This window comes from Fibrivirga algicola, assembly GCF_011742925.1.
GTDB classification, from domain to species: Bacteria; Bacteroidota; Bacteroidia; order Cytophagales; family Spirosomataceae; genus Fibrella; species Fibrella algicola.
The window spans coordinates 32,481-58,947 of the sequence record NZ_WAEL01000003.1; the positions used below are offsets into that span (position 1 = coordinate 32,481).

Consider the following 26,467-nt stretch of genomic DNA (forward strand, 5'->3'; position numbering starts at 1 on the left):
TGTACCACACTTGTGTAGCGAATACGCCAGTGAACCGGTGTCTGTAGACTGATCTGCCGTTGCGGGTGCCTTGTGTCAGGGCGTTTCATCTTCGCTCTGGTTGCCTACAACATAACCACTTACACAATTATAGTCAGCCAATTATGGAACATGGAGCCTCCTGGCATCATAGCGAATCAACAGCGCAAACTCACTGGTATGAAAAAACAATTCGCCTTCGCCCGGCTAGCGTTCATGTGGAGCCTCATTCTCGTTATCAGCCTGGCAGGTTGCAGGCAATCGCCGACGAGTGTTCAGTTTTTTACTGGTACGTGGAAAGAACTGCTGGCCGAAGCCCAAAAGCAGGAAAAGCCCATTTTCGTCGAAGTGCACACGGTTTGGTGCGGTCCGTGTCGGCAAATGGAACAACAGGCCTTTCCGAACCCGGAGGTAGCCCGCAAATTCAATGAGAATTTTATCAATTACCACATCGATATGGAACAGGGCGAGGGCCCGATGCTTCGAAACCGATATGCCATTACGGCCGTGCCCACGCTACTCTACCTCTCGCCAGACGGCACGCTGGTTTACCGCTCCTCCGGCTACGACGATGTTGCCGCCCTGCTAGCCGATGCAGATAAGGGCATCAAAGCGGCGGAGAACTCAGCCCAACTTTCGGCCCTGGAGACTGACTATAAAAACGGCCGCCGCGACACGCAGTTTCTGCGAACGTACCTGATGCAACACACCCGAATGGGCCAGCCCGCTCCCGAAGCGCTGGAGATTTACATGGCCCGGATTCCGGCAAGAGACTGGGGGTCGACCGAAAACATCAGGTTGATGACCAGAAATAATACGACGTCAACAGCGCCCACATTCAACTGGCTGCTGAATTTGGTCGACGGACTTCACACCGATCAATCAAAGGCCAGTACTCGCTGGGCCATTATAGAGATGGTAAACCGGGTAACGACCGATGAACTGGAACGCGCCACAACAAAGGCAGAGGTAGCGGAAGCTATTGCCCTCCGTGAACGCTCCCTAGGACCGCTAAGAGCCGATAATAAAGCGTTTCTGGCCAACCGGATCTGGATGGACTTCTACAAGCGCACAAAAGACCAGGACGGGTACCAAAAAATCGCCTCGCCCATAGCTAAGCAGCTGATGGCAAAATCGATCGACTCACTTCGGGCGGCTGATATTTCTTCGGCAGCCCAGGACGAAAAGCGCGCCAAACTCGTACCCGCTTCACTGAAAAGGGAAGCAGCGAAACTAGCCCAGTATGGACCTCAGTCGGGGTATGTTGCCAGTGGACTGCATAAAATCACAAGCGACTACCTGCTGATAATGACCTCTCCTGCTGATCTGAAACAGGCATTGGTCTGGTCTGAACGTACGCTCGAGCTTATGCCAGTCTATGTGTATATGGATACGCACGCACAATTGTTGGGCAAGCTGGGGCGTAAAGCAGAGGCTGTACAAACCGAACAACGCGCTATCGAGCAAGCCAAAACTGCCGGTGAACCAACAGCCCCTTATGAGAAAACGCTGTCTGACTTGATGCGGTAATGGCCCTGGCAACGACCGCTTAAAAAAGTAACCCCATCAACTACAGCATTAGTTAGCGTCAATTGGTACCTTGTTCAAGCGTATTCATCTAAACTCGTTTCAGTTATGAAAGCCCTATTTTCGCTCCGCCACGTCCGGCTAGTTGCGTTACTTGCCGTTGTGCTCGCCGCCAGACTGACCTACGCCAGTGCACCCGCTACTGAGGACCCGATTGGCATCCGATTTTTCACCGGCTCCTGGAAAGACGTACTGGCCGAAGCCAAAAAGCAGAACAAACCCGTCTTTGTCGACATTTACACCGACTGGTGCGGCCCTTGCAAACTGATGGCAAAACAAGCGTTTCCTGATGCCAAAGTGGGTGAGAAATTTAACGCCAACTTCATCAGCTACCAGATCGACGCGGAGAAAGGCGAAGGTATTGAACTGGCCAAAAAATATGTCGTCACCGCCTACCCAACATCACTCTACGTATCAGCGAGCGGCGAGCTTATTCATCGGGCTATTGGTTATGTGGGCATCAAAGGACTTATGGACGAAGCCGACAAAGCCATCGTCGCGGCCAACGACCCCAACCCACTGTCGGTGATGGAGAAGCAATATGAGGGCGGACGGCGCGACGCTGAGTTTATGAAAACGTACCTGGTAAAACGGGCTAAACTAGGTATGCCCAACGCCCAGGCGCTGGAAACCTACCTAACCCTTATCCCCGAATCGGACTGGACAACGACCGACAATATTGATGTGCTGAGTGGTAACCTGACCACATCGAAATCGAAAGCCTTTTATGCCTTGCTTAAAGTGGCTAAAGAGCTGCGCGAAAACAAAGACCAGATGATGCGCTTTCGGACGGTTATGCAAGCAACCGGCACAGCGATACAACGGGACGAACGGCAGGCAAAAACAGAAGCTGAACTGGACCAATTGATCAACAATCGACAAAACATGAACACCATGTTGTCGATCAGGCCTGTATCGGATCTCGATCAAAAAGCGATGGCCAATGATATTCGTACTGCATTCTACAAGCGCACTAAAAATGTGGCCAAATACCGTGAGTTGACAACCAAAACGGGCAACGACTTGCTGGCTATTTCTAATGACTCATTGCGCGCTAAGGACGCCGCTTCGTACCAACGTTTCATGAAGGAATCAGAAGTGGTACCGGATTCGATAAAGAAGAGTCCAAATTTTGTGCGGTACGCAACGGTGATGAAGACTATTGAGACCCAGCAGATGGCGAACAAACTGAACAGCCTGGCCTGGTCTTACTTTGAAACAATGACCGACCCCTCCGACTTAAAGAACGCATTAGCCTGGTCGGGGCGGTCGCTCGAGCTTGATCGTTCACATATGCTTCTGGATACTTACGCCCAGTTATTAGGCAAGCTAGGGCGTAAGGCTGAGGCCATTAAATACGAAGAAGAAGCACTGGCTAAAGCAAAGGCAGCCGGTGAAGACACCGCCGATTACGAAAAAACGCTGGCTGCTCTAAAGAAGTAGCAACGTACCTGATTACCCATACTCGTTTTGCGGACGCTCAACCACCGCTTATACAATCTGTGAAACGGTAACGAACCGTTTGGCGTAGCGGATAGTTAACCAAGTTGACTATCCGCTACACTGAATGAGTCTACCATTACGTTACAGTCTTTCTTTTCTGGGTTTATTGCTGCTACCAGGCGCAGCTGTGCAGGCTCAAGCTGATGCTGACAGTCTGAATCGCCCGGCACAGGTTGACGCCTATGACCTGGCCAAAAAGTGGTTCAACCTATCGCTGTCCCCCACATCTGATGCCGGACTGGGCACCAAACCGCAGTGGGCCGTCTTGCCTTCGCTAAACTACCAGCCAGCTACGGGTATTGCCGCCGGGGTTATTCTTACCTCCTCGTTCTATCCGAAAGATACACCACGTACCCGCCTGTCGACGGTTCATCTATATGGTGGTTACTCGCAGTTCAATCAGGTGTTGGCGACAGCGCTGGGTAACCTCTGGACTAAAGAGCACCGATTCAATATACAATTGGACTGGCGCTTTTATAATTTTCCTACAACAACCTACGGGCTCGGCAACTACTCGCAGCTAGCCAACGCCAGCGATGTCGATTACAATCATGTCCGGTTGCACCAAACAGTGTACAAAGCCATCTCCAGCGATTACATGGTGGGGATCGGCTACATGCTCGATCGCCATTTCGATGTCCTGAACCCCCAGCCGAACGGGCTTGTCACTGATTTTGCCCGGTACGGGTTGAACCGGCAGTCTACATCGTCGGGTCTGGTAGGCGGCATACTGCGCGACCGACGCAACAACCCCAACAACCCCGAAGGCGGGTCGTACCTGCTGGCTCAGTATCGAGTGTATCCTCATGAGTTGGGCAACACAACTACGTACCAGGCGGTGTATGTCGACTACCGAAAATACATTCCGCTGGGCGGACGACTGGAAAAGCAGGTAGCGCTCTGGAGCTTCAATTGGGTCACTTTCGGAGGAAACGCCCCTTATCTGGACTTACCCTCGACGGGTTGGGACACGTACAACAACACAGGCCGCGGCTATGCGATGGGGCGGCTTCGTGGTCCATCGATCCATTACGCCGAGGCTGAATACCGCACTCAGCTACTGGCGAATGGCTTACTGGGGGCGGTCTTCTTCGCTAACGCCCAAACGATCGGCCCGTGGCCCGACAACGCGCCAGCGGGTTTCGAAACCAACACACTGGCTCATCAACTGCACGTGTGGCCCGGCGTTGGCGGCGGCCTACGGGTAAAAGTCAACAAAAACGCCCGCACCAATTTAGCCATCGATTATGGCTTCGGCGCGGGCGGATCAAAAGGGTTGTATTTTAACCTGAATGAGGTGTTCTGAGCAGGTACGTACCTACGCCATCACGTTCCAGAGGCGGGCGGGGGCCTGCTTATTCTTGAGTTTGTGCTCGCCCACGCTTTCGCACTGGAACGACTCTTTCACTTTTTCGTAGCACACTTCGGTGATCAGAATCTGCCCTGCTTGCGCAGTTGATTGGAGACGGGAGGCTGTGTTTACCACGTCGCCAATCACGGTGTAGTCGAGGCGGCGCAACGCTACCGAACCGATATTTCCTGACACCACTTCGCCGCTATTAATCCCAATCGACACTTCGGGCTGATACGGTTTCCCTGACAACTCTTCCTGGATGTTCTGAATTTGGGCGCGGATAGCCAGGCTGGTTTCAATGGCCCGGTCGAGGTGGTATTCGCCCTGGAAAACGGCCATAACAGCATCACCCATGAACTTATCGACGTACCCACCCTGGCCCAGGATTTCCTTCACCATCACATCAAAATACTTGTTGATCAAGCTAACTACAGTAGCTGCCGTTTCACGCTCTGCGATGGCGGTGAAGCTACAGATATCGACAAACAGGATGGTGGCGGTGGTGGTTTCAGAGGCGGTCAGCGATTGCTCAAAACCTGATTTGGTCATGAACTTCAACACACTTTCGTCTACGTACATGCGGAGGATGTTGTTCTCTTTCACCGCCTGCACGGTCTGCCGCAGGTCACTTACATGCTGAATGGTCTTCAACATGGTCAATTCAAGGTCTTCAAAATTAACGGGCTTGCAGACGAAATCGTAGGCACCCCGGTTCATGGCCATCCTGATATTCTCCATATCGCCATACGCTGACACCATTACTGCTTTCAAAATAGGGTTGAATTCCGCCATTTTGACCAGCAGCGTCAGCCCGTCCATTTCGGGCATATTGATATCAGCCAGTACTACGTCAATGTCGGGTTCACGTTGCAGTACAGCCATGGCCTCATTGCCATTATGGGCAAACGAAAACTCGTATTTCTGTTCACGAATCTGCTTCCGAAATTTCTGCTTGATCAGCAGCTCGAGATCGGGTTCATCATCAACGACAAGGATTTTTGCTTTCATGCAGCAGGGCGTATTCGTTTCGTTGATAAAGTTAATCAGTAGGAAATAAATTCAACTCCAAACGCGCAAAGGATAACGCAAAGGGCGCTTTAGCGGGATGAATGGCACGTAGCGACGAGCATTAATAAGGGCTATAACCCGGCACTATATGCAGAATCACGGCAGTACAGAAATAGCGAACTAAGCTCTGTATACCGCCGTGATTCTGCGTATAGCGCCGGGTTATAGCCCCTGTCTTCTTATAACACCTTATAACCCAGCCACGGTGCGTTTCACAAATGCGGTAAGGCTTGGTCCGGTCAGGCGATTTTGTGCCAGCAGGGCCAGATCGTACAATTGCTTAGCCAGGGTCTGCTGCGCCTCCCCTTCCAGGTTCAATACTTTCTGAGCCAGTGGGTGGTTAGCGTTGACGACCACGTTGTAGCCACCCGGCAGGTTACCGAACATATTCGCTTCGCCCGACAGCGCCGACATATCCTTCATGCGCCGCATGAACTCAGGCATAGTGATCGATACCGGCAGTTCGTCTGTCGGCAGCGATTCTACGTTCACCATCAGCGTCTTGTCATTCAGCGTTTGCTCAAACGCCTCCTTCAACTTCGTTTTTTCGTCATCCGACAATACACTCTCATTGGCAATACCCGTATCGATCAGTTTATCGAGCGTATCGGCGTCGACCCGCTTGAAGGTGGTTTTTTCCAGCTTCGATTCGAGAGCGTTGATAAAATGTGCGTCGATGATCGTATCCAGCAACAGCACATCGTAGCCCCGCCGCTTTGCCGACTCGATGTAGGCATCCTGCTGGTTGCGATCGGTTGTGTAAAGTACCACCACCTGCTCGCTCTTGTCGGTCTGGTTAGCCTGTACATGTTCGCGGTACTCGTTCAGGGTGTAATACGTACCTTCTGTGTTTTTTACCAACACAAAGTCTTTCGCCTTCTCATAGAACTTGTCGTCGCTCAGGATGCCATATTTAATGAACAGCCCAATGTCGTCGAACTTGGCTTCGAAACCGGCGCGATCAGCCTGGAACAGTTCGTTTAGCTTGTCGGCTACCTTCCGGGTAATATACCCGTTGATCTTCTTCACATTACTATCGGCCTGCAGGAAGCTCCGCGACACGTTCAGCGGAATGTCCGGCGAGTCGATAACGCCGTGCAGCATCATCAGAAAATCAGGCACTACGTCTTTCACCTCGTCGGTGATAAACACCTGCCGGCTATAGAGCTGAATCTTCTCCCGCTTCATCTGGAACTTGTCGTTGTCCAGTTTAGGGAAGTAAAGCACACCCGTCAGGTTGAAGGGGTAGTCGACGTTGAGGTGAATCCAGAACAGCGGCTCGGCCGACATCGGGTATAATTCCCGGTAGAAGGTTTTGTAGTCTTCGTCGGTCAGGTCGTTGGGTGATTTCGTCCAGATGGGCGTGGCCCCATTGATCAGCGTCCCGTCAAACTCAACCGGAATAGGCAGGAACCGACCATATTTCTCCAGAATACCCTGAAGGCGATACTTGTCGAGAAATTCCTCCGAATCGGGGGCGATGTGCAGAATAATGTCTGAACCCCGGTCTTCTTTTTCTGCCTCGGTCAGTTCATACTCCGTTGAGCCGTCGCATACCCAGCGCACCGCCTGCGCGCCCTCTTTATATGACTTAGTGATGATCTCAACGTTCTCGGCCACCATAAACGCCGAATAGAAACCCAGGCCAAAATGGCCGATGATGTTGGTCTCTTCGCCGGTGTTCTTATCCTTGTATTTCTCGATGAATTCAGTGGCTCCCGAGAAGGCAATCTGATTGATGTATTTCTTCACCTCCTCGGCGGTCATACCAATGCCCCGGTCGCTGATGGTGATCGTTTTGGCTTCGGGATCAACCGACACCGTAATTTTCAGTTCGCCTATTTCCTGGCCGAATTCACCATAGGACGCTAGTTTCTGTAGTTTCTGGCTGGCATCGACCGCATTGCTGACCAACTCCCGCAGGAAAATCTCGTGGTCGGAATACAGGAATTTTTTAATAATCGGAAAGATATTTTCCGTGTGGATCGAAATCTGACCTTTCTCGTTTTGTAATGTCTCCATGCTCAACGTGCGTTCTGAGTAACGGGTAAACTAAAGTGTATATAGTGTCTTCCAAAAGGCGTTCCAGTCGGGCGCGGTCTGTCAGATTGACAGCAACTAGTTCGTGAGTGGCCGGTCAGGTTAGTGGGAACGTACCTAGTCTAAATCAACAAATGACACCGTTGGCAGCCTTTATCACAGGATATGCCAACAGTGTCATTTGAATTTACTGGTACCAGTACCGGCTTACCGGCTACTCTTTGCTTGGTAACGGAATAATGAGTTTTTCGCCCCGGGTGGCAATGTCTTTCGTTTTGTGGTTGGCTTTCATCAGGGCTTCTTTGCTCACCCCATATTTATCGGCCACTACGCGCAGCACGTCGCCCGCACCAACGGTGTGAACGGCTTTCACTTTGACCCGTAGCTTCGTCACCCCTGATTTAACGCTGTTTTCGTCGACATCAGGATTCAGTGCTTTCAGGGTGCTCAGCTTCATATTCAACCGGTTGGCTACTCCGTAAAACGTCTCGCCATCACGCACGGTATAGGTCGACGAAGAGCCGCCCACCTTGGGAGCATCCGGTTTCTTCTCTGGCTTCACCTCCGGCTTAGCATCTTCTTTAACCGGCTTCTCGGCTTCTGCTACCTCTTCTTTACCTTCATTCTTGGCAACAGGCTCATCAGCGACATCCTCATCGGGTGGTGCTGGGGCCTGCGACAGATCGACGGGGGCTGGTGTGGTACTGGTGTCGGCAAGCAGGGTTTCGGGGTTGTTATTCATGCCCGCCAACGCCTGATCGGTTGTATCGAGTGGTACGCTCGTCAACTCTTTGGCATTACCCGTATCATCAGCCAGGCTATCATAACCAATGTAAAGCAGGGCGGCAATTAGCCCCACCAGCACTACCAGCGTAATCAGCGGCAACGATGTGCTGGCTTTTTGTCGTTCATTTTGAGATGTTTCGGGCATAGTACACTATAGATAAGGTCATTTTAACTGCTCGCTCATCTGGGCAACTTTCTCTTTCAATTCCTCTTTATACTCGGCTAGCCGCTTGGCAACGGCTTCGTCGGCCGTGGCGATGATCTGAGCGGCCAAAATACCAGCATTCTTAGCTCCATTGAGGGCTACTGTAGCTACAGGTACACCACCAGGCATCTGCAAAATTGACAATACCGAGTCCCAGCCATCAATTGAGTTACTTGATTTAACAGGCACCCCAATGACAGGTAATATGGTCAATGAGGCCACCATACCGGGCAGGTGGGCAGCCCCACCAGCGCCAGCCACAATGACACGTATCCCCCGGTCGCGGGCCGATTTGGCGTAGTCAAGCATTTTTTCGGGCGTGCGGTGAGCCGATACAATATCCATCTCCCAGGCTACCCCTAATTCCGTCAGCGCATCGGCGGCTTCCTGCATCACCGGACGGTCGGAGATGCTACCCATGATAATTCCTACTTTCATTTACTGCGAAATAACGGACTTTACAGGCATTTAGGGCGTTTCTGGCTAAGTTTTTACTCAACGACTGGTAAGTGATGGCGCTTAACTGCCAAACAGGTATGACCAGTGCACTTTATTGCCTGAAAATAGAAGATTTAAACCAGCAGGTAGCCTTATGTCTCTACCCTACTAACCGATTAATACCCTATTAAAACCTGTAGGCAGAAACTGTAGTTTAACTTTTCATGACAACAACTGAGTGGGGCTGGCTGCTTTATGGGGTGCTGATAACGGCCCTTTCCTTTATTCATCTACTGCGCATCGAATACTGGTGGGTACGTATCTGGGATTTTCCACACACCCAACTGGCAGCACTAGCTGTTGTTGGTCTCATTGGCTGGGGCGTGTTTGTGCAGGTATATACCTGGCCGCTCTGGCTGGTACCAGCTGGTCTCACCGCCGCCCTGCTTTACCAGGCGTGGCTATTTTGGCCATACACCTTTCTGCATCCCAGGCAGGTTGTCCGGCAGCAGTATCCGCGCGGAAAACGTGCGCAGGCCAAAACTGACCCCAATACGATCACACTACTGACGGCCAATGTGTTGATGACCAACACACAGTGCCCTAAAGTGCTTGACCTGGTACATAAGCACGATCCCGATCTGATCATGATCCTGGAAGCAAGTGCCCACTGGAAACAGGAGCTCTCACCCTTGGAGACCAGTTATCCATATCGAATCCTGTATCCGCAGGAGAATACCTATGGCATGCTGTTTTACTCGAAGTTGCCATTTAAACACCATGAACTACGTTTCCTGGTCGAAGAAGATATCCCCTCCATTTATGTACAGCTGGAGATGGAATCGGGTCAGTTGGTACACTTCTACGGTGTCCATCCGCAGCCACCCAGCCCAACTGAGCATTACCGGTCAACTGAACGCGACGCCGAACTTGTACTGATTGGGCGGGAGGCCCGAAAGCAAACTGGTCCCGTGCTGGTAGCGGGCGACCTGAACGATGTAGCCTGGTCGCACACAACCCGGCTTTTTCAGCGTATCAGTGGTCTGTTCGATCCGCGTGTGGGCCGGGGATTGTACAGCACCTTTCACGCCCACTACTTCTTTCTGCGCTGGCCACTTGATCACGTCTTTGTTTCGCATCACTTCCGGCTCCGTACCATCCGTCGATTACCCGCCTGCGGGTCCGACCACTTTCCTATTCTGGTTTCGTTTGTTTACAACCCTGACCCATCCCGCATTCAGGCTATTCCGGAACCAGAGGGTGATGATCAAAAAGAGGCCCAGGAGATTGTGGAGAAAAGCCGGGAAGCAACTGAATAATCCGGTAGAACTGAGTTATCAGTGATGTGGGTAGACTCCGTCACTGATAGTTGCTCAGCGCCGCTCGTGCCTTGTTATCAACGCTGTTTTTGTATTCGTGACGCTTATAGCTAAGGGCTTTTTCGAACGCCTGTTTAGCCCTGGGTACGTTGCGCTGCTGCTGGTAGAGATACCCCAACTGCAGCGCCGACGTGGCGCCGAACGACAGTTGACCGGGATCACTGAGAGCAATCGACCGTTCGAAGGCGGTAATGGCCGTGGGTACGTTTCCCAGGTGTTGATGAATCCGGCCCAGTCGATAGTGGTACTCCGCCCGCTCGGCCACGGTCTGAAAAGTTGCTTCGCTGACTGGCTTCAGGATAGCCAGTGCCTGGGACAGAAAACCTCCGTCAGATGCCAACCGGGCCTGCATCAATACACGCTGGCGTTCGGTTGGAAATTCCTTCAGGTACGTTTCCGCCATTTTTTGGGCAGCTTTATCGGCTTCTACGGTAGTACGACCTGCCGCCAGCACACGAGGTAGTTCAGCTCGGGCGCGCGTATCATCCCCTCCCAGCCAGTAGCACAGGAATCGCTTGTAATGACTGTCTTTTAGCAAATTCTGACCCCGATACTGGCTTAGAAACTGACCATAGTGAGTCAGCGCATTGGCATAGTTTCCTTTTTGAAGGTAAATATCCCCCAATAGATTCTCGACAACGGGCAGCCCCACATAGGCAGCGCCATTGGGACGAGTGGTCAGCCAGGCCAGGGCCTTTTCAGAATCAGCGTTTTTCATGGCCGTAGTAGCGGCAAAGAACCGGACCAGAAGATTGTCGGGCGAATCGGCCACAAACTGACTTAGGCTTACTTCGTCGGCTTTGGTGAAGCGAAGCACATACGCCCGAATCAGCAACTCAGCCAGACGCGCCTCGGTGCTGAAGGTTGAGTCGATTTGGGCACGTTGCAGGTTTGCTACCCCTTCCTGAATACTGCCACGCAGCCCCAGCAGGCGCGGCACCCAGGCATAACTGTCAGGCACCGACCCAATCATGACCTGCAACACCCCCAGCGATTTGTAGGTTGGCAGAAACGACGGAAATAACCGCTGATTTTCAGCCAGCAGCTTATACGCCTTAATGACATCCCAACTGGCGGCGGTTTCTTTTCCAAACTTGAGTTTAACGAACGCCCAGTGCAGCCGTACCTCAGCCAGTAGCAGGCGCCGATACGGCGAATTCCCGTCGAGTTCATCGATTTGGTCGAGCCGTTCCGCCTGTCGGGGTGTTAGCTGTTGCAACAGTTGGTCGTTGTCGGAGCTGAGCAATGCGATCATGTCAGCGTAATCAGAAACGAAAATCTGCAGCCCGTTGACGGGCGATCCCGGCTCAGCAGCCAACGCCTGACGGGCCGTGTGTACCCGGCCTTTAGTCAGGTCGGAATACGCCCGCCGTACGCCCGGTGTCCATCGGAAATCCTGCGTATACCCCGACAGTGGCCCAACCAGCAGCAGTACCAGGCTTAACAGCAATTGTTGCATCATAGCACAAATCTACACCTGTATTACGCCGGATTTCTCCCTCAGTTTACCAGCCTCGTTTTGTTACTTAAGCCGAACAAATCGTCTCAACAGGAACAACGTACCTGTATTTTTTCAGTGCTTTTGGCTCACTGAAGCCGGCCAGATCAACATGCGACTATACTTACTTATTGGTTATATTTGTCAAATACGTACCCATCAGATCAATTAACGTACATGAGTTTTTACCTGATTTTTTACGGGTTGCTAGTGTTCTTTTACGATTTCCTGGCACTCATTGGCCATACGTCTTTATTGGGTATCAGTCAATTCCGTCGCATTCAGCAACAGATTGGCGATCGTCAGGCCCACTGGGTGCTTCGACTGTTGGCTTTGTTGCTGGTTACAGCAGGCCTCAGCGTACGCTATCGGTACCACCTGCCCTAATTTTATTTGCGTTCATACGTCATTCCTACCGTCAGGCGCAAGTCATTATTGACCCGCCCAGGCACCACGATTCGTTCATACGAATTAGCCAGTGTGGTGCGGAAACTCAGGTACGTGCTGAATTTATATTGAACGCTCACATTCCCATTCCAGCGAATATTGAACGGTTGCCCCTCTTGCCGACTCAAGGCGGGCTGATAGAATACAGTATGTGACACCGTCCAACGGTCGTTATCGAAGGTATATTCGCCAAAGAGGCGGGCCGAATTACGCCAGATGTTTACGTCGCTTAGTTCAATAAAGTCGGTGTATTCACGCATCAACACGTTGGTAATCGACAAATACGCTCGTTTTCGGGCTAGTAATTTATAGCCAAACCCGGCGGCCGCTGTATACCGGTGCGAAATCTGGCGCAGGTTACTGCGTTCGTAGGAGCCAAAAGCCAGGTAGTAAAGCCGATTTTCGTGGAACATCGTCAGACGGGCATCCCCAAAATATTCACGCTCAGCCAGTAAGCCACTTTGGCGACCAAACACGAATGAAGGCGTGGTTGACAATTTGGCAATTTTGCTCACCTCTACATCAAAGGCGCTGACGATCTGTAGCAGCGACCGGTTTACATTACCGCTGGTGAAGGTGCCGTCGGTGGTAAGGCGAAAGCGGTATGTAGGCCTGAACGATCTATTCCGTTGGCGAGTGCTCGAGTCAGCAGCCATTCGCGTTGAATCGGCTGCGACCTGGGCACTGTCTGGTACTGAGGGGCGTAAGGGGTCGGGCTGTTCTGTATTCTGGGCCGATAGGGTGTATATAGGAAGAAACAGCAGGAAAAGAAGGAGAAAGCGCATACCGTTGTTTTTACTGAAAAGACACAATGATTTTCGCAAAAGTCGCTTCATTGCGCTAAAAATAGAATTATGTCAACCAAAACCCGCTGGGCCATCCTGGGCTTAGGCCGTATTGCCCACAAGTTTGCCTCCGACCTGGTTACCCTCGCCAATGCCGATTTGGTAGCCGTAGCGTCGACCGATCAGGGCCGCGCCAATGAGTTTGCTGCCCACTATCCGCGACAGGACGGTACGCTACCCCGTGCGCTGGGTACGTATGAGGCGTTGCTGGACATGGCCGATGAAATAGACGTGGTGTATATTGCCACCCGGCACGTGTACCACCGCGCCAATACACTGCTTTGCCTCAACGGCGGGCTGGCGGTGCTCTGCGAAAAACCATTTGGCATGGCCATCGGCGATGTCAATCAGATGCTGAGTGTGGCCGAAGCACGACAGACCTTTCTGATGGAAGCCCTCTGGAGCCGGTTTATGCCTACCATACTGCAAGCAAAGGCGTGGCTCGACGAAGGAGCCATCGGAAATGTACTCACGATCAAAGCAGATTTCGGCTTTAAGGCAGAGTACGACCCCGGCAAACGACTGTTCAACAAGGAGCTAGGTGGAGGGTCGCTACTCGACATCGGGATTTACCCGCTGTTTATCAGCTACCTCATCAACGGCATGCCAGTGAGCATTACTGCCGCTGCTACCCTGGCACCAACCGGAGCTGACGAGCAGTGTGGTATGATACTGACCTACAGCAACGGAGCAATGGCTGTATTGAACAGCACATTTATGGCTAATACCGAGAACTTGGCTCTTATTTACGGTACGGAAGGGACCATCCGCATTCATGGGCGATTCCATGAATCGACCGTAGCAACGCTCGAAAAACCAGATGCCGAGCCAATCACCAAAACGTTTGACCGCACCACCCACGGTTACGACTACGAAGCCCAGCACGTGATGGATTGCCTGAGCGAAGGGTTCACCGAAAGCCCGCTCTGGAGCCACTCTGATAGCCGTAATCTGATGACCCTGCTCGACGACGTTCGTAATGCCGCCGGCATCGTGTACGAATAAAGACTGGCATTTACTAGCCCGAACAGTTGCCTTACCGGTACCTGTTCGGCTAGTAAACGCACAGAAATCGGTACCGAGACAAGCTACACTGGTCGTTTACGTAATTCGTCCCGGATGTCGGCCAAGAGTTGCTCAGTTGGCGTAGGCCCACTCACTGGCGAACCGATTGAATTCCCCGTCAACCGATTGTAAATGCGCACTACCCAGAAGATGACGAAGGCAGTTATCAGAAAATTGATGAATGTCTGAATGACCGCCCCGAATTTGATGAGTGCTTTATCGGTTAGGGGCACGATCAATGAGTCGCTTAAATCGAAACCGCCCAATGCAACGCCAATGACGGGCCCAAGCAGGTTGTCGGTCAATGAGGTCACAACATTGCCAAAGGCTGCGCCTATAAGCACGCCAATGGCCAGGTCAAGGGCATTTCCTCGCCTGATAAATTCGCCAAAATCCCGGATCATAACGATTGGCAAGTAGGTAAAACTGTTTTCCTATTAAGTATATAAGCAATATAGGAAAATCTTGATAACCAGTCACCGTTCACTCAGTAAGCCTGCACTGAGCAAACTGACATGAAGTATGTCTGTCTATTTGTTGATACCCAATGACAGAAGGCTTCCGTATGTAACGTGCCTGTTGAGCAGTGACTGACCGCGCCGCGCCTTATCTTTGCACGCATGACTGACCGCTATGCCCAACGGGGCGTTTCTGCCGACAAAGAAGACGTTCATAACGCCATTGCCCGCCTTGATAAGGGCCTGTTTCCAAAGGCTTTCTGTAAAATCGTGCCCGACGCACTAGCTGGCGACCCTGATTATTGCACCATCATGCACGCTGATGGCGCTGGTACTAAATCATCGCTTGCTTATCTCTACTGGCGCGAAACCGGCGACATGAGCGTCTGGAAAGGCATTGCGCAAGACGCCGTAGTTATGAATACCGATGATTTGTTATGCGTTGGCGCCACTGGCCCCATGCTGCTTTCGTCGACGATCGGGCGCAACAAACACCTGATTCCAGGTGAAGTCATCGCCGCACTTATCAATGGTACTGAAGAAGTGCTGCAGATGCTGCGCGACCACGGTATCGACATTCATAGCACCGGTGGAGAAACCGCCGATGTAGGCGACCTGGTACGTACCCTGATTGTGGATAGTACTGTTATTGCCCGCATGCCTCGGGCCAGCGTCATCAGCAATGATACCATCCGGCCCGGCGACGTTGTGGTTGGCTTAGCCTCCTATGGCCAGGCTACCTACGAAAGCGAGTATAACGGCGGTATGGGCAGCAACGGGCTGACTTCTGCCCGGCACGATGTACTTGCCCATGACCTGGCCAACCAATACCCCGAAAGCTTCGATCCGGCTGTAGACCGTAGCCTGATCTATAGTGGCAGCATGCAGTTGCAGACGCCGGTTACGATTGGCACCGGACCAGACGGAAATCCGCAGACTGTTCCGGCGGGCAAGCTGATTCTGTCGCCAACACGTACCTACGCCCCTGTCGTGAAAACATTGCTCGATCAGTTACGCGGGCAAATCCACGGAATGGTACACTGCTCCGGTGGTGCACAGACTAAAGTGCTGCACTTCATCGACAACCTGCACGTAGTGAAAGATAACATGCTGCCGGTACCTCCCCTATTTGAGCTGATTCAACAGGAAAGCGGTACATCGTGGCAGGAGATGTTTAAGGTCTTCAACATGGGGCACCGGCTGGAGGTATACCTGGCTCCGGAGCATGCCCAGACCGTTATCGATATTTCCGAATCGTTCGGTATTGCGGCTCAGGTAATTGGGCACGTAGAGGCCTATGCAGGCAAAAAAGTCACTATCACCCATAACTCAAGTACTTTTACTTATTGATATTTTTGTAAGCGCTCGAAAAGGTAGTAGCTTGGTAACGGATTACCCCACCGGATACCATGAAAATTGCTTTTTTCTTTTGCTACTTCTTACTGGGAAGTTGGTCGACTCATGCCCAGGCAGTCCTGTTTCTACAGAACTTCTCAGCTGGTAACTCAATATCAAATTACGTAAGCAGCAACCCGGGAATCGGCGAATTCAACGCCATCAGTGGGGCTACTATCACCAACAATACCATCCAGTTCGATCGATCAGCAGGAACCGGTTCAGGGCATTTCTCCAGAAGTACGGACTTAGGCTCGTCTATCAATTCGCTCTACGTACAGATGGACTTTGAAGTGGTTTCGGCTACAACAGCCGCGGGCAGCAACGTGGTCGATTTCTATGTGGGTAGCGCCTTCGACAATACTGTTCAGAACCCTGCTAACGCCGATGTGTACGCCCGCTTTGGATTTAATTTCACCAACAACGGTCATCAATTTTCGGTAAGGCATATTCCTGCCGGAGGGACTGGTGCGTTTGATTCACCAGTATTTACGGGTAAGCAGACGCTGACATTTGTACTAAACAACAGCGGCCGAACAGTAACGTACCTGCAGCCGGGCGGGGGCACCCAAACCCTTACCAACGATACTTACGACCTGTGGGTAGGTACAACTGAAGTATTCAACAGCCTGCCTGTACTAACCCCAACCCAGACGATCGCGAATTTCAAGCTAAGGCTCACCAGTAATGTGTACGCTGCTGTTTTTCAATTCGATAACCTCCTGATTCGCGATATCAACAATGCGTTGGCGGTGTCGTCCGTCGCAGATTTCAAGGCAGCTCCTGCCGGTTCGCGGGTTGATCTTAGCTGGCAGGTATACAAGTCGGTAGAGACCTCATTCGTCATTGAACGGAGTTTCGACGCCTTATCGTTTACGCCGATAGGCAACGTACCTGCGGCCAGTTTCGCAGACGGGCAACGTACCTATATCTTCAGCGATTCTGCACCGGGAGTAGGTTCGAATTACTACCGGCTCCGGCAAACTGCCACCGACGGTTCGCCGGTATTTAGCAAGATAGTGGCAGCTATCGTTCGCTCCGACTCACCTGAATTTGCCATCCTTGACAACCCCACTTCGGGACTCGCCATCCATCTGAAAACCGATAATTTGCCTGATGCTACCTACCAACTGTCGGCGCTGACGGGACAGAATATCAGCTGCGAACAACGCAAAACGCCCGATGGGCAAGTGACGCTGCTCCTGCAACATCCTCTCCCATCGGGCGTCTATTTACTCACTGCCACCAGCGGAACTGCGAAAATTACGCAGCGGCTGCTCATGCAGTGAGCTTATTTCAAAGCGGGTATATCCACAAACATATTGTTACCGCCTGGTTTGAAATCGTCGGACGAGCCGACTGTCAAATCTGGTTTAGCGGCCAACCGGCCACCAGTGAGTCCTTTCATATGATTTATAGCGGCTGCTAGCATAGGATCGCGCAAATCCCCCAGCGGCACCAGCGACCCATACGGTTCATTAACCGTGATTAGGGGCGCAAAGCCACTTGTGTAATCAGACTCATTATTCTTGTTGAAAATCTTCAGCACGATGGGCTGCATCCCCCACTTGTTGGCGGTGTTTTTCGTGTCGGTAACGGTAATTGAACCAACATTCTTACCAACCGTTGTTGTACCAATCGTATTCACCGTCATAAACGGACGCAAGCCATTGATGACCAATTCGCTTGCAGACGCCGTACGGCGGGTAGTAACCACGTACAGTCGAGACAGCTGATTGCCTACGTTGTTGGCTTTAGTTACGAAATAATCGTTGAAGAAATCAGTGCCGTATTGTTTCTGAAGCTCAGGCGTCAGCGTACTGTTGTATTCCCGGCGGGAGAAGGGCACTTTGGCCTGTGCATTCACACCCTTCACAATCAGGCTTGCCAGTTTAGTAGCCGAGGTTACAGCGCCACCACCATTGTAACGCAGGTCGAGAATCAGCTCATTAATGCCCTGAGCTTTGAATTTACCGAAAACAGCGTCGAGACGATCGTCATACGCGGTGCCTGTTGACCCGTTCGGACCAGGAACAAACTGATTGTAGAGCAGGTAACCGATCTTCCGGTTACCATCGGTATAAACGGAATCTTTGAAAACAGGATTCTCCTGAAACACAACCGGTGTAACGGTCTTAGTCGTACTCGTTTTTACGATCGCGCCGTTCTGAACAGATGCAATTCCATACGCCTGGGTAACTGATTCATCGGCAAAAGCCTTGTTTAGTACCGCTTGATCGGTGGTTAGGTTGATCCCGTTTACGGAGTAAAATAAGTCGTTACGCTTCATGCCTGCCAGATCAGCGGGCGAACCGGGCAACACATACGTTACCACACCAACCACATCGGTTGACCCCTCTGCCGTACGAACCAGCGTAAAATCAATACCAGTCGTTTTGGTTTCGCCACTCAGAGCGGCGGTCAGTTCAGCAGCACTCTCCTGAATCCATGAAAAACGGTCGCCCTGCGGGTTGGTCGTTGCGTTGTACTTATAAAGGATCGAGTCGAAGAAACTGGCTGGTGCCAAAGACTTGTCGGGGTTTGCCGGAATCTTATCGTTCCAGTAATACAGGCTCCGCATATTGTCGAGGATCCAGTTATTGACAGTCGCGTCAGCAGCAGTTGTGCCAGTTGGATTGACCTCGACGGGGTCTTTTTTACAGCCCGTTAGCAGCAACGTGCCAGTGGCGAAAAGCGCTAGAGCAGTGCGAATTGGTTTTGTTGATACGTTCATAGAAAGTGTTGTAGACTCTACAGTACTTAACGCAAAAAGCCCGGCAACCGTGTCATTGCCGGGCTTAAAAATATATGAAAATCGGGATTTATCAGGCTACTGTTCAGCGCGTTTACGGAAGTGCCAAACCAAACCCAGGTACGAATAAAAAACACCTGATTTAAAGTTGGAGCGAGCCGATGGCGACAGCTCAAAAGCGATGCGCAGGTTGGGCAGACTGGCTAGCGGTGCCGCCCGAACGCCCACGTGCAACGAGTAGCCTTCCAGAATTTTATCGCCGTTGACTGCATTCAGCGCATTGATCTGAATGCCTGGCCCCACATAGTAGTTTACCCGCTCGGTCCGGCTCACGTTGACCATAGGGCAAAACGTGGTGCTAAGCTGTTCAAATAGCGAGTTAGTTTGTAACCGGCTATCCAGCCAAACGAGCTTATCCGGATTGGTACTAACCGTGAACAAACCAAAGCTATTAAAAGGGTAGTACCCCACCGACGCCTGCGAAAAAACAAGTGTAGGACAAGCCAGCAAAAAGATCAGGAGAAGTTTTTTCATAGTGTGAATGGGGAGAAAAAGGGGTTCGACACGGAGAAGCACAGAAGTACACAGCGTTTTTCTATCAATTAGAAATAAAACGTTGTGTACCTCTGTGCTTCTCCGTGTCGAACCCCTTTTTCTCTATTTCATCATTTTCGCCAGTTTCCCCGACGACTGCATGTTGTTCATCTTTTTCATCATCTTCCGCATCTCCTCAAACTGCTTCAACAGGTTGGTCACTTGCTGAACGTCGGTGCCGGAACCAGCCGCGATGCGCTTCTTGCGGCTTATATCAATGATTTCAGGACGAGCACGCTCTTTTGGCGTCATCGAGCTGATGATCGCTTCAATGGGTGCAAACGACTTATTATCCAGATCGAGGTCTTTCACCATCTTGCCCATACCCGGAATCATACCGATCAGATCTTTGATGTTACCCATCTTTTTGATCTGCTGTAACTGGCTCAGGAAGTCGTCGAAATCGAACTGGTTCTTCCGCATCTTGGCGTTGATGCGGCGGGCTTCGTCGTCGTCGAACGCCTGTTGGGCGCGTTCAACCAGCGAAATCACGTCACCCATACCTAAAATCCGGCTAGCCATCCGGTCGGGATAGAATACGTCGAGCGCATCCATCTTCTCGCCGGTGCTCATGAACTTGATCGGCTTGTTCACCACCGCCCGGATCGACAGGGCTGCACCGCCGCGCGAATCACCGTCGAGTTTGGTGAGTACGACACCGTCGAAGTTCAGGCGATCGTTGAAGGTCTTGGCTGTATTCACCGCATCCTGCCCGGTCATCGAGTCAACAACGAATAGTGTTTCGGCCGGATTTAGCGCTAGTTTCACCTGCTCAATCTCCTTCATCATGACCTCATCAACCGCCAAACGACCGGCGGTATCTACGATCATCACTTTCTTGTTAGTCCGCTTGGCGTGGGCCAGCGCATTCTGCACAATCGAAACCGCGTTCTTATTCTCGGGCTCGGCAAACACCTCAACACCAACCTGTTCACCCAGCACTTTCAGCTGATCAATCGCGGCGGGGCGGTAGATATCGGCAGCAACCAGCAGCACGTTTTTGCCCTGCTTTTTTATGTACGAAGCCAGCTTACCCGAAAAAGTGGTTTTACCCGACCCCTGGAGGCCCGCAATCAGGATGATCGCAGGATCACCTTTAAGGTTGATCGGTTTCGCTTCGGTGCCCATCAGTTCGGTCAGTTCCTCCTGCACGATCTTCACGAACAGCTGTCCGGGCTCAACGGCAATCAACACCTTCCGGTCAAGGGCTTTTTCCTTTACCCGGTCGGTTACGTCTTTAGCCACCTTGTAGTTAACGTCGGCATCAGTCAACGCGCGGCGAACTTCTTTAATGGTGGCGGCAACGTTGATTTCAGTAATGCGGCCTTGACCCTTCAGGGTTTTGAAGGCCTTATCAAGCTTACTCTGTAGGTTCTCGAACATAATGTGTACACGTAGTATCAGCAAAGATAACGGATTAGCGCGCAGTGGCCTATAGCTGCTTCAAAGGCATTTCAGTAGGAAGCCTGGCAGTAAAAGAAGAATTCAATTGCTATGATTTCTATAGAGATAAATAAATATAATTTTTCCGGCAATTTTAAGCCAACTCTTTCGTCTAAAATTCATAGATTGCCTGATAGTACGAATGATCGCTTGACCAACTAATCATACCAATACCTCGTATATGAACAGGAATACTGTATCATTTGTCCTCTCATGTCTCGTTGTAGCCTGTGTTCTGACTTCACCCGCCGAGGCCTGCATGACACAGCAACCTGTTGACAAAACGGCCAGCGAACCAGCAGCCAAGACCCCAACCCGAAAATCGAGAGTGAAGGCAACTAAACCGGTCTCTTCAAAAACGATTAGTACCACAACGCCGCCCAAATCGACCTCAACGGCAACGGCTAAAACGAAGGACAGACCTGGTAAACGCTTCTGGTCCAGGATCATGGACGCCTTTAGAGACGTACACTCCGTTGAAAAAAAGACAAATAAGTAGGTTTTTGCTTCAGTCATAAAAAAGCCTCAACATCACCAGTGATGTTGAGGCTTTTTTATGACTGAAGCGGTTGGGCTAGCCCAGATTACTTCTCAAACCGATACGACGTGGTTTGCGTATAAGTTTGCCCTGGTTTCAGGATCGTGTTCGGGTACGTTGGTTTGTTTGGCGAGTCGGGGTAGTGTTGCGCCTCCAGGGCAAAACCACCCCGGAACTTCGTTACCAGACCATACTTGCCTTTGTCGGCACCCGTAAAGAAGTTACCGCCGTAGAACTGCATGGCAGGCTCAGTGGTCAATACCGACATCTTGATGCCTGACTTGTCGCCGGTGATTTCAACAACTTTATCGAGCGACCCCATTTTGTGGTTCAGTACCCAGTTGTGATCGTATCCACCGCCAAAGGTGAGTTGCTCGTCTTTCTGATCAACCCGCGCACCTACGGCTGTTGGCTTCCGGAAATCGAACGGTGTGCCTTCTACCGAAGCGGGTTCACCCTGCGGAATCAACCCTTTGTCGACTTTCGAGTACTTGTCAGCATCGATCATCAGCACGTGGTTATTTACCGTACCGCTACCATCACCGTTGAGGTTAAAGAACCCATGGCTGGTTGGGTTGTAAGGCGTTGGCTTGTCGGTCGTTGCTTTGTAATCGATTTTCAACCCGCTATCACCGTCAATCGAGTAAGTTACGGTGGTTGTCACATTGCCAGGGAAACCGCCCTCGCCGTCTTTCGACAGGTACGTTAGCTGCAGGGTTTTATCATCCACCTGCTTGGCATCCCACACCTGCCGGTGAAAGCCATCCGGACCACCGTGAAGCGTATTCCCATTGTTGTTCTGCGCCGTTTTGTAGGTCTTTCCATCCAGCGTGAACTGAGCTTTACCAATACGGTTGCCAAACCGGCCTACTACCGGGCCAAAAAACTCAGCACCGGGTGCTTCGTATTCTTTCAAACTGCCGAAGCCCATTGCCACATCGACAAGTTTACCCGTTTTGTCGGGGACCAGCAAGCTCACGATACGAGCGCCATAATTGGTAATGGCCACCTGAATATTGGAGCCTTTAAGCGTATACAGCCCCGTTTTTTTTCCGTTGATGGTTCCCTCGAACGCTTTTGGATCGGGCAATTTGTAATTGACAGCAGTGGTATCGGACATAGCGGTTGAGTCAAGCTGCGCGGTGGCACTGTCGGTGTCTCCCGACTTTGTCGATTTTTGACAGCCGGCGGCCGACAGTATTGCCAGCAATGCAGCAGGAATAATGATGTTTTTCATTTTGGAAAGGTGATAGATCCGGTTTAACAGGCACAGTGCAAAGAACGTAGCTAGGTTGACTTACTACAAAAAAATACGTCGACCAGCTGGCCGACGTGTTTTCTCATTACTAACCTATGATGAAACAAGTTCATATCAGCTAAAGTATACACCTGGCGATATCTCACCATGTATAGATCAAGAGTTACGAATTAAGCGTGATCATGCTTAATTCTTACAGCGTCTTTAGCACTTCGTTCATGTTCCGAACGGCCTCTGCCGACTTGTTAAACGTAGCCTGTTCTTCATCGGTCAGTTTGTAATCGATGATCTGCTCCCAGCCGGTTTTGCCGATTACAACGGGGACACCCAGGCAAATATCTGACTGGCCGTATTCGCCTTCCAGCGCTACGCAACAGGGAAAAATGTGTTTCTGATCGCGCACAATGCTTTCAACCAGCTCTGCTACAGCCGCACCCGGTGCATACCAGGCCGACGTGCCGATGAGTTTGGTCAGCGTAGCTCCGCCTACCATGGTATCGGCCGCTACTTTCTGCAGCGTCTCGGCATCGAGAAACTGGCTAACAGGCACACCGTTGCGCGTAGCCAGACGCGTGAGCGGAATCATGGTCGTGTCACCATGACCACCAATTACGGCCCCGTGAATATCGTTGGGTGGGCAATCCATCGCCAGCGACAGGTACGTCTTGAAGCGGGCCGAGTCGAGAATACCGCCCATACCGATGATCCGGTTTTTGGGCAGACCCGATGCCTGCAACGCCAGTTGGGTCATGGTATCCATCGGGTTCGACACGATGATGATGATGGCCTCTGGCGAGTGTTTCAGGATATTTTCGGTTACGCCCTTCACGATATTGGCGTTGGTACCAATAAGGTCTTCGCGGGTCATGCCCGGTTTACGCGGAATACCCGACGTGATGACAACCACGCCTGAACCAGCCGTTTTGGCGTAATCGTTGGTGCTTCCGGTGATTTTAGTGTCGAAACCACACAGCGTGGCCGTCTGGAACATGTCTAGGGCTTTGCCTTCACTGAGGCCCTCCTTAATGTCGAGTAATACGACCTCTTCGGCCAGTTCACGACGGATAATGTTGTCGGCACAGGTAGCCCCTACGGCGCCTGCTCCTACTACGGTAATTTTCATGCGAGAATCGGTTTTTAAAACGGGTAATGACGTTGGCTGTAAAGTTCAGGTACGGGGGTGAGCAAAACAAGGAACCACTAAACACGTATCTGGTTAACAGCCATAGATTTCGGACATTGGACTGGCTCCGAATAGCGGTCCGACCGTTCTTTGTACCCCCAACTAACCTCATCTACAAGTGTTAAAGCCATTAATCATGCGTTTACTACCCTTCGATTTCACCCGCGACACGTACCTATTACTCGACTTTACGGCCAATAATCCTGATCTGGTTACGCTTGATTTGACCGACATCGGTACGTTCGACCAGTACGTGAAGAGAAAGCTGCGCGAAGCGGGGGCGGTCGTGGGCGTAGGCGGGTATGGCGAAGACCGGGTCATCTACCGCAATAGCGGCCATTTCACGCCGTCTGATGAGGAGCCACGCACCGTTCATCTAGGCGTCGATTTCTGGGCCGAGGCAGGTACGTCGGTGTTTGTTCCGATGGATGGCGTAGTGCACAGTTTCGCCGACAACGCCGGTTACGCCAATTATGGCCCCACCCTTATTTTGGAGCATCAGACCACCGGATTTCCGCGCTACAGCCTATACGGGCATTTATCGCAGGTCTCACTGGCGAACTTGTATGAAGGAAAAGAAGTAAAAGCGGGCGAAAAACTGGCCGAGCTTGGCCCTTACCCCGAAAATGGCGACTGGCCGCCGCACCTGCATTTTCAATTGATGAACGACATGCTGGGCCTTCGGGGCGATTTTCCCGGTGTGTGCCGTGCCTCAGAACGCGATTATTGGCTGGGTCTATGCCCCGATCCGAACCTGTTTATTTTTTAGTTTAACTTTGCTATTTGTGGTTTGACGTTGCCTTGCTAACTCACCATCCGGCGATAAGCAAGGCAACGTCAAACCACAAATAGCAAACGTTAAACCTATTGTAATGCCGCTACGCCGGGTAGCACTTTGCCTTCCATGTATTCGAGCAGGGCACCGCCGCCGGTCGATACATAACTCACACGATCGCCGTAGCCAGCGCCGTTGATAGCCGAGGCCGAGTCACCGCCGCCGATGAGCGAGAACGCGCCGTTTTCTTCGGTCGCTTTCACCACAGCTTCAGCGATAGCGTTGGTCCCTGTGGCAAAATTCGGAAATTCGAATACGCCCATCGGGCCGTTCCAGAGAATGGTTTTCGAATTGGCGACGATCTCTTTGAACAGCTCTACCGACTTAGGGCCAATGTCAAGACCTTCCCAGCCGTCGGGTATTTGGCCCGTAGCCACCACCTGACTGTTGGCGTTATTCGAGAAGTCGTCGGCGCAAACGTTATCGACCGGCATCACGATTTTCACGCCTTTAGCTTCGGCTTTCTTCAGAATTTCGAGCGCCAGGTCCTGCTTATCGGCTTCGAGCAATGATTTACCGATGTTGCCGCCCTGCGCCTTCGTGAAGGTATACGTCATACCGCCACCGATGATGAGCGTATCGACCGTGTCGAGCAGGCGTTCGATGATCAGGATTTTGTCCGAGATTTTAGCACCACCCATGATTGCCGTGAATGGGCGTTCAGCGTTGTTCAGCAGCTTGTCGGCGTTTTCTATTTCGGCCAGCATCACGTACCCACATACCCGGTCTTTGAAGAACTGACCAATTACAGCGGTAGAGGCGTGGGCGCGGTGGGCGGTTCCGAAGGCGTCGTTTACCCAGACATCGCCGAGTTTTGACAGTTTTTCGGCAAACGCAACGTCACCTTTCTCTTCTTCTTTGTAGAAGCGCAGGTTCTCGAGCAGCAGCAATTCACCCGGCTGTAGGCTGGCGGCCAGATCGGTAGCTGATTGACCAATGCAGTCGTCGGCAAATTTCACCTCACGGCCAAATGTTTCTGACAGGGTAGCTACCAGGTGCTTGAGTGAATATTTCTCGGTAGGCCCGTCTTTCGGACGACCCAGATGGGACATCATAATGGCGGAACCCCCATCGGCCAGAATCTTATTGATGGTCGGAATTGTCGCTTTGATCCGGGTGTCGTCGGTAATGGTATAATCTTTATCGAGTGGCACATTGAAGTCGACACGAACGAGGGCTTTTTTACCGGCAAAGTTGTAGGAGTCTACGGTCTGCATAGAGCGTCGGAAGGTTATTTCTGATTTAGATTGAGGCCCAAAAGTAAGCTAATCCTGATGTGGGGAGGTCAACTGTGTGATAGTTTGCCTAAATTTCCCCTATTTCAGGGACAAATTACCAAACCGAAGTTCCACCCGCATGACTGGTATTGAAGAAGCGAACGTGCAAACAGTCGTCGCTTACGTTGACGCGTACAACCGCAAAGATATTGATGGCATGATGGCCTGTCTGGCCGACGATGTCATTTTCGAGCACTTAACCAACGGTCATCCTGTGATGACGCTGGCCGGAAAACAAGCGTTTCGCGAGCAGGCAGAGAAGGCCGCTCAGCTGTTCAGCCAACGCGAACAAACCCTCCGCGACCGCACCGTGGCCGATGATGTGATCAGTGTGAAAATCGATTACTCAGCTACGCTGGCGGTAGACCTGAACGGCATGACGGCTGGCGAAACGGTTAATATGCAAAGTCATTCCGTCTTTGTACTGCAAGACCGCCTCATCAGCAAACTGATTGATATTCAATAAATTGACCGAAGTCTAACCACTTGCAGATTACCTGT

23 protein-coding genes are annotated in these 26,467 nt (G+C 51.5%); 10 read left to right on the top strand and 13 right to left on the bottom strand.

What is annotated here, in order from left to right; genetic code table 11:
• Positions 1 to 198: 198 nt before the first annotated feature.
• From F7231_RS08680 to F7231_RS08690, 3 genes are all read left to right on the top strand, one after another.
• A complete protein-coding gene (locus F7231_RS08680) occupies positions 199 to 1,548 on the top strand; it encodes a thioredoxin family protein (RefSeq protein ID WP_166691636.1) in 1,350 nt (449 codons plus the stop codon).
• Positions 1,549 to 1,653: 105 nt separating this feature from the next.
• Positions 1,654 to 3,048, top strand: a complete 1,395-nt coding sequence (locus F7231_RS08685) for a thioredoxin family protein (protein ID WP_166691637.1) — start codon at positions 1,654 to 1,656, stop codon at positions 3,046 to 3,048.
• A 124-nt stretch (positions 3,049 to 3,172) separates the two neighbouring features.
• Positions 3,173 to 4,414, top strand: a complete 1,242-nt coding sequence (locus F7231_RS08690; RefSeq protein ID WP_166691638.1) for a BamA/TamA family outer membrane protein — start codon at positions 3,173 to 3,175, stop codon at positions 4,412 to 4,414.
• Positions 4,415 to 4,426: 12 nt separating this feature from the next.
• Here F7231_RS08690 and F7231_RS08695 read toward each other — a convergent pair whose 3' ends face one another.
• From F7231_RS08695 to purE, 4 genes are all read right to left on the bottom strand, one after another.
• Positions 4,427 to 5,470 carry an adenylate/guanylate cyclase domain-containing protein gene (locus F7231_RS08695; RefSeq protein ID WP_085410678.1) on the bottom strand — a complete coding sequence of 348 codons (1,044 nt, stop codon included), beginning with the start codon at positions 5,468 to 5,470 and terminating at the stop codon, positions 4,427 to 4,429.
• Between the two features lie 249 nt (positions 5,471 to 5,719).
• Positions 5,720 to 7,552, bottom strand: coding sequence for a molecular chaperone HtpG (htpG, locus tag F7231_RS08700; RefSeq protein ID WP_166691639.1), 1,833 nt, complete (start codon positions 7,550 to 7,552; stop codon positions 5,720 to 5,722).
• A gap of 232 nt (positions 7,553 to 7,784) precedes the next feature.
• Positions 7,785 to 8,501 (bottom strand): LysM peptidoglycan-binding domain-containing protein, encoded by a 717-nt coding sequence (locus F7231_RS08705; protein WP_166691640.1) that lies wholly within the window; start codon positions 8,499 to 8,501, stop codon positions 7,785 to 7,787.
• An 18-nt stretch (positions 8,502 to 8,519) separates the two neighbouring features.
• Positions 8,520 to 8,999 (bottom strand): 5-(carboxyamino)imidazole ribonucleotide mutase, encoded by a 480-nt coding sequence (purE, locus tag F7231_RS08710; protein WP_166691641.1) that lies wholly within the window; start codon positions 8,997 to 8,999, stop codon positions 8,520 to 8,522.
• A gap of 224 nt (positions 9,000 to 9,223) precedes the next feature.
• Between purE and F7231_RS08715 the strand changes: the two genes are divergently transcribed.
• Complete coding sequence (locus tag F7231_RS08715; protein WP_166691642.1) at positions 9,224 to 10,318, top strand: endonuclease/exonuclease/phosphatase family protein; 1,095 nt, start codon at positions 9,224 to 9,226, stop codon at positions 10,316 to 10,318.
• A gap of 40 nt (positions 10,319 to 10,358) precedes the next feature.
• Here F7231_RS08715 and F7231_RS08720 read toward each other — a convergent pair whose 3' ends face one another.
• Positions 10,359 to 11,840 (bottom strand): tetratricopeptide repeat protein, encoded by a 1,482-nt coding sequence (locus F7231_RS08720; protein ID WP_166691643.1) that lies wholly within the window; start codon positions 11,838 to 11,840, stop codon positions 10,359 to 10,361.
• A 213-nt stretch (positions 11,841 to 12,053) separates the two neighbouring features.
• Between F7231_RS08720 and F7231_RS08725 the strand changes: the two genes are divergently transcribed.
• Complete coding sequence (locus F7231_RS08725; protein WP_166691644.1) at positions 12,054 to 12,263, top strand: hypothetical protein; 210 nt, start codon at positions 12,054 to 12,056, stop codon at positions 12,261 to 12,263.
• Between the two features lie 2 nt (positions 12,264 to 12,265).
• Here F7231_RS08725 and F7231_RS08730 read toward each other — a convergent pair whose 3' ends face one another.
• Positions 12,266 to 13,108: a DUF481 domain-containing protein gene (locus F7231_RS08730; protein ID WP_085410685.1), complete on the bottom strand. Its 843-nt coding sequence runs from the start codon at positions 13,106 to 13,108 to the stop codon at positions 12,266 to 12,268.
• A 69-nt stretch (positions 13,109 to 13,177) separates the two neighbouring features.
• Between F7231_RS08730 and F7231_RS08735 the strand changes: the two genes are divergently transcribed.
• Positions 13,178 to 14,173, top strand: coding sequence for a Gfo/Idh/MocA family protein (locus tag F7231_RS08735; RefSeq protein ID WP_085410686.1), 996 nt, complete (start codon positions 13,178 to 13,180; stop codon positions 14,171 to 14,173).
• 83 nt (positions 14,174 to 14,256) lie between these two features.
• Here F7231_RS08735 and mscL read toward each other — a convergent pair whose 3' ends face one another.
• Complete coding sequence (gene mscL / locus F7231_RS08740) at positions 14,257 to 14,637, bottom strand: large conductance mechanosensitive channel protein MscL (RefSeq protein WP_166691645.1); 381 nt, start codon at positions 14,635 to 14,637, stop codon at positions 14,257 to 14,259.
• Between the two features lie 216 nt (positions 14,638 to 14,853).
• Here mscL and F7231_RS08745 point away from each other — a divergent pair, with 216 nt between their 5' ends.
• Positions 14,854 to 16,041, top strand: a complete 1,188-nt coding sequence (locus F7231_RS08745; protein ID WP_166691646.1) for an AIR synthase-related protein — start codon at positions 14,854 to 14,856, stop codon at positions 16,039 to 16,041.
• A 59-nt stretch (positions 16,042 to 16,100) separates the two neighbouring features.
• Positions 16,101 to 17,375: a T9SS type A sorting domain-containing protein gene (locus F7231_RS08750; protein ID WP_166691647.1), complete on the top strand. Its 1,275-nt coding sequence runs from the start codon at positions 16,101 to 16,103 to the stop codon at positions 17,373 to 17,375.
• A 2-nt stretch (positions 17,376 to 17,377) separates the two neighbouring features.
• Here the strand turns inward: F7231_RS08750 and F7231_RS08755 are convergent, their stop codons facing one another.
• From F7231_RS08755 to mdh, 5 genes are all read right to left on the bottom strand, one after another.
• Positions 17,378 to 18,820: a S41 family peptidase gene (locus F7231_RS08755; protein WP_166691648.1), complete on the bottom strand. Its 1,443-nt coding sequence runs from the start codon at positions 18,818 to 18,820 to the stop codon at positions 17,378 to 17,380.
• A 96-nt stretch (positions 18,821 to 18,916) separates the two neighbouring features.
• Positions 18,917 to 19,372 (bottom strand): hypothetical protein, encoded by a 456-nt coding sequence (locus F7231_RS08760; RefSeq protein WP_085410691.1) that lies wholly within the window; start codon positions 19,370 to 19,372, stop codon positions 18,917 to 18,919.
• Between the two features lie 123 nt (positions 19,373 to 19,495).
• Positions 19,496 to 20,815 carry a signal recognition particle protein gene (ffh, locus tag F7231_RS08765; RefSeq protein ID WP_166691649.1) on the bottom strand — a complete coding sequence of 440 codons (1,320 nt, stop codon included), beginning with the start codon at positions 20,813 to 20,815 and terminating at the stop codon, positions 19,496 to 19,498.
• 644 nt (positions 20,816 to 21,459) lie between these two features.
• A complete protein-coding gene (locus F7231_RS08770) occupies positions 21,460 to 22,650 on the bottom strand; it encodes an aldose epimerase family protein (RefSeq protein ID WP_166691650.1) in 1,191 nt (396 codons plus the stop codon).
• A gap of 214 nt (positions 22,651 to 22,864) precedes the next feature.
• Positions 22,865 to 23,794 carry a malate dehydrogenase gene (gene mdh, locus F7231_RS08775; protein ID WP_085410695.1) on the bottom strand — a complete coding sequence of 310 codons (930 nt, stop codon included), beginning with the start codon at positions 23,792 to 23,794 and terminating at the stop codon, positions 22,865 to 22,867.
• Positions 23,795 to 23,990: 196 nt separating this feature from the next.
• On the opposite strand from mdh, the gene F7231_RS08780 reads away from it, so the two are divergent.
• The gene (locus tag F7231_RS08780; RefSeq protein WP_166691651.1) at positions 23,991 to 24,623 is read left to right on the top strand and encodes a peptidoglycan DD-metalloendopeptidase family protein; all 633 of its coding nucleotides are present in this window, start codon (positions 23,991 to 23,993) and stop codon (positions 24,621 to 24,623) included.
• A 95-nt stretch (positions 24,624 to 24,718) separates the two neighbouring features.
• On the opposite strand, the gene F7231_RS08785 is transcribed toward F7231_RS08780, so the two are convergent.
• Positions 24,719 to 25,906, bottom strand: coding sequence for a phosphoglycerate kinase (locus F7231_RS08785; protein ID WP_085410697.1), 1,188 nt, complete (start codon positions 25,904 to 25,906; stop codon positions 24,719 to 24,721).
• A 139-nt stretch (positions 25,907 to 26,045) separates the two neighbouring features.
• Between F7231_RS08785 and F7231_RS08790 the strand changes: the two genes are divergently transcribed.
• Positions 26,046 to 26,432: a nuclear transport factor 2 family protein gene (locus tag F7231_RS08790; protein ID WP_085410698.1), complete on the top strand. Its 387-nt coding sequence runs from the start codon at positions 26,046 to 26,048 to the stop codon at positions 26,430 to 26,432.
• Positions 26,433 to 26,467 lie beyond the last annotated feature (35 nt).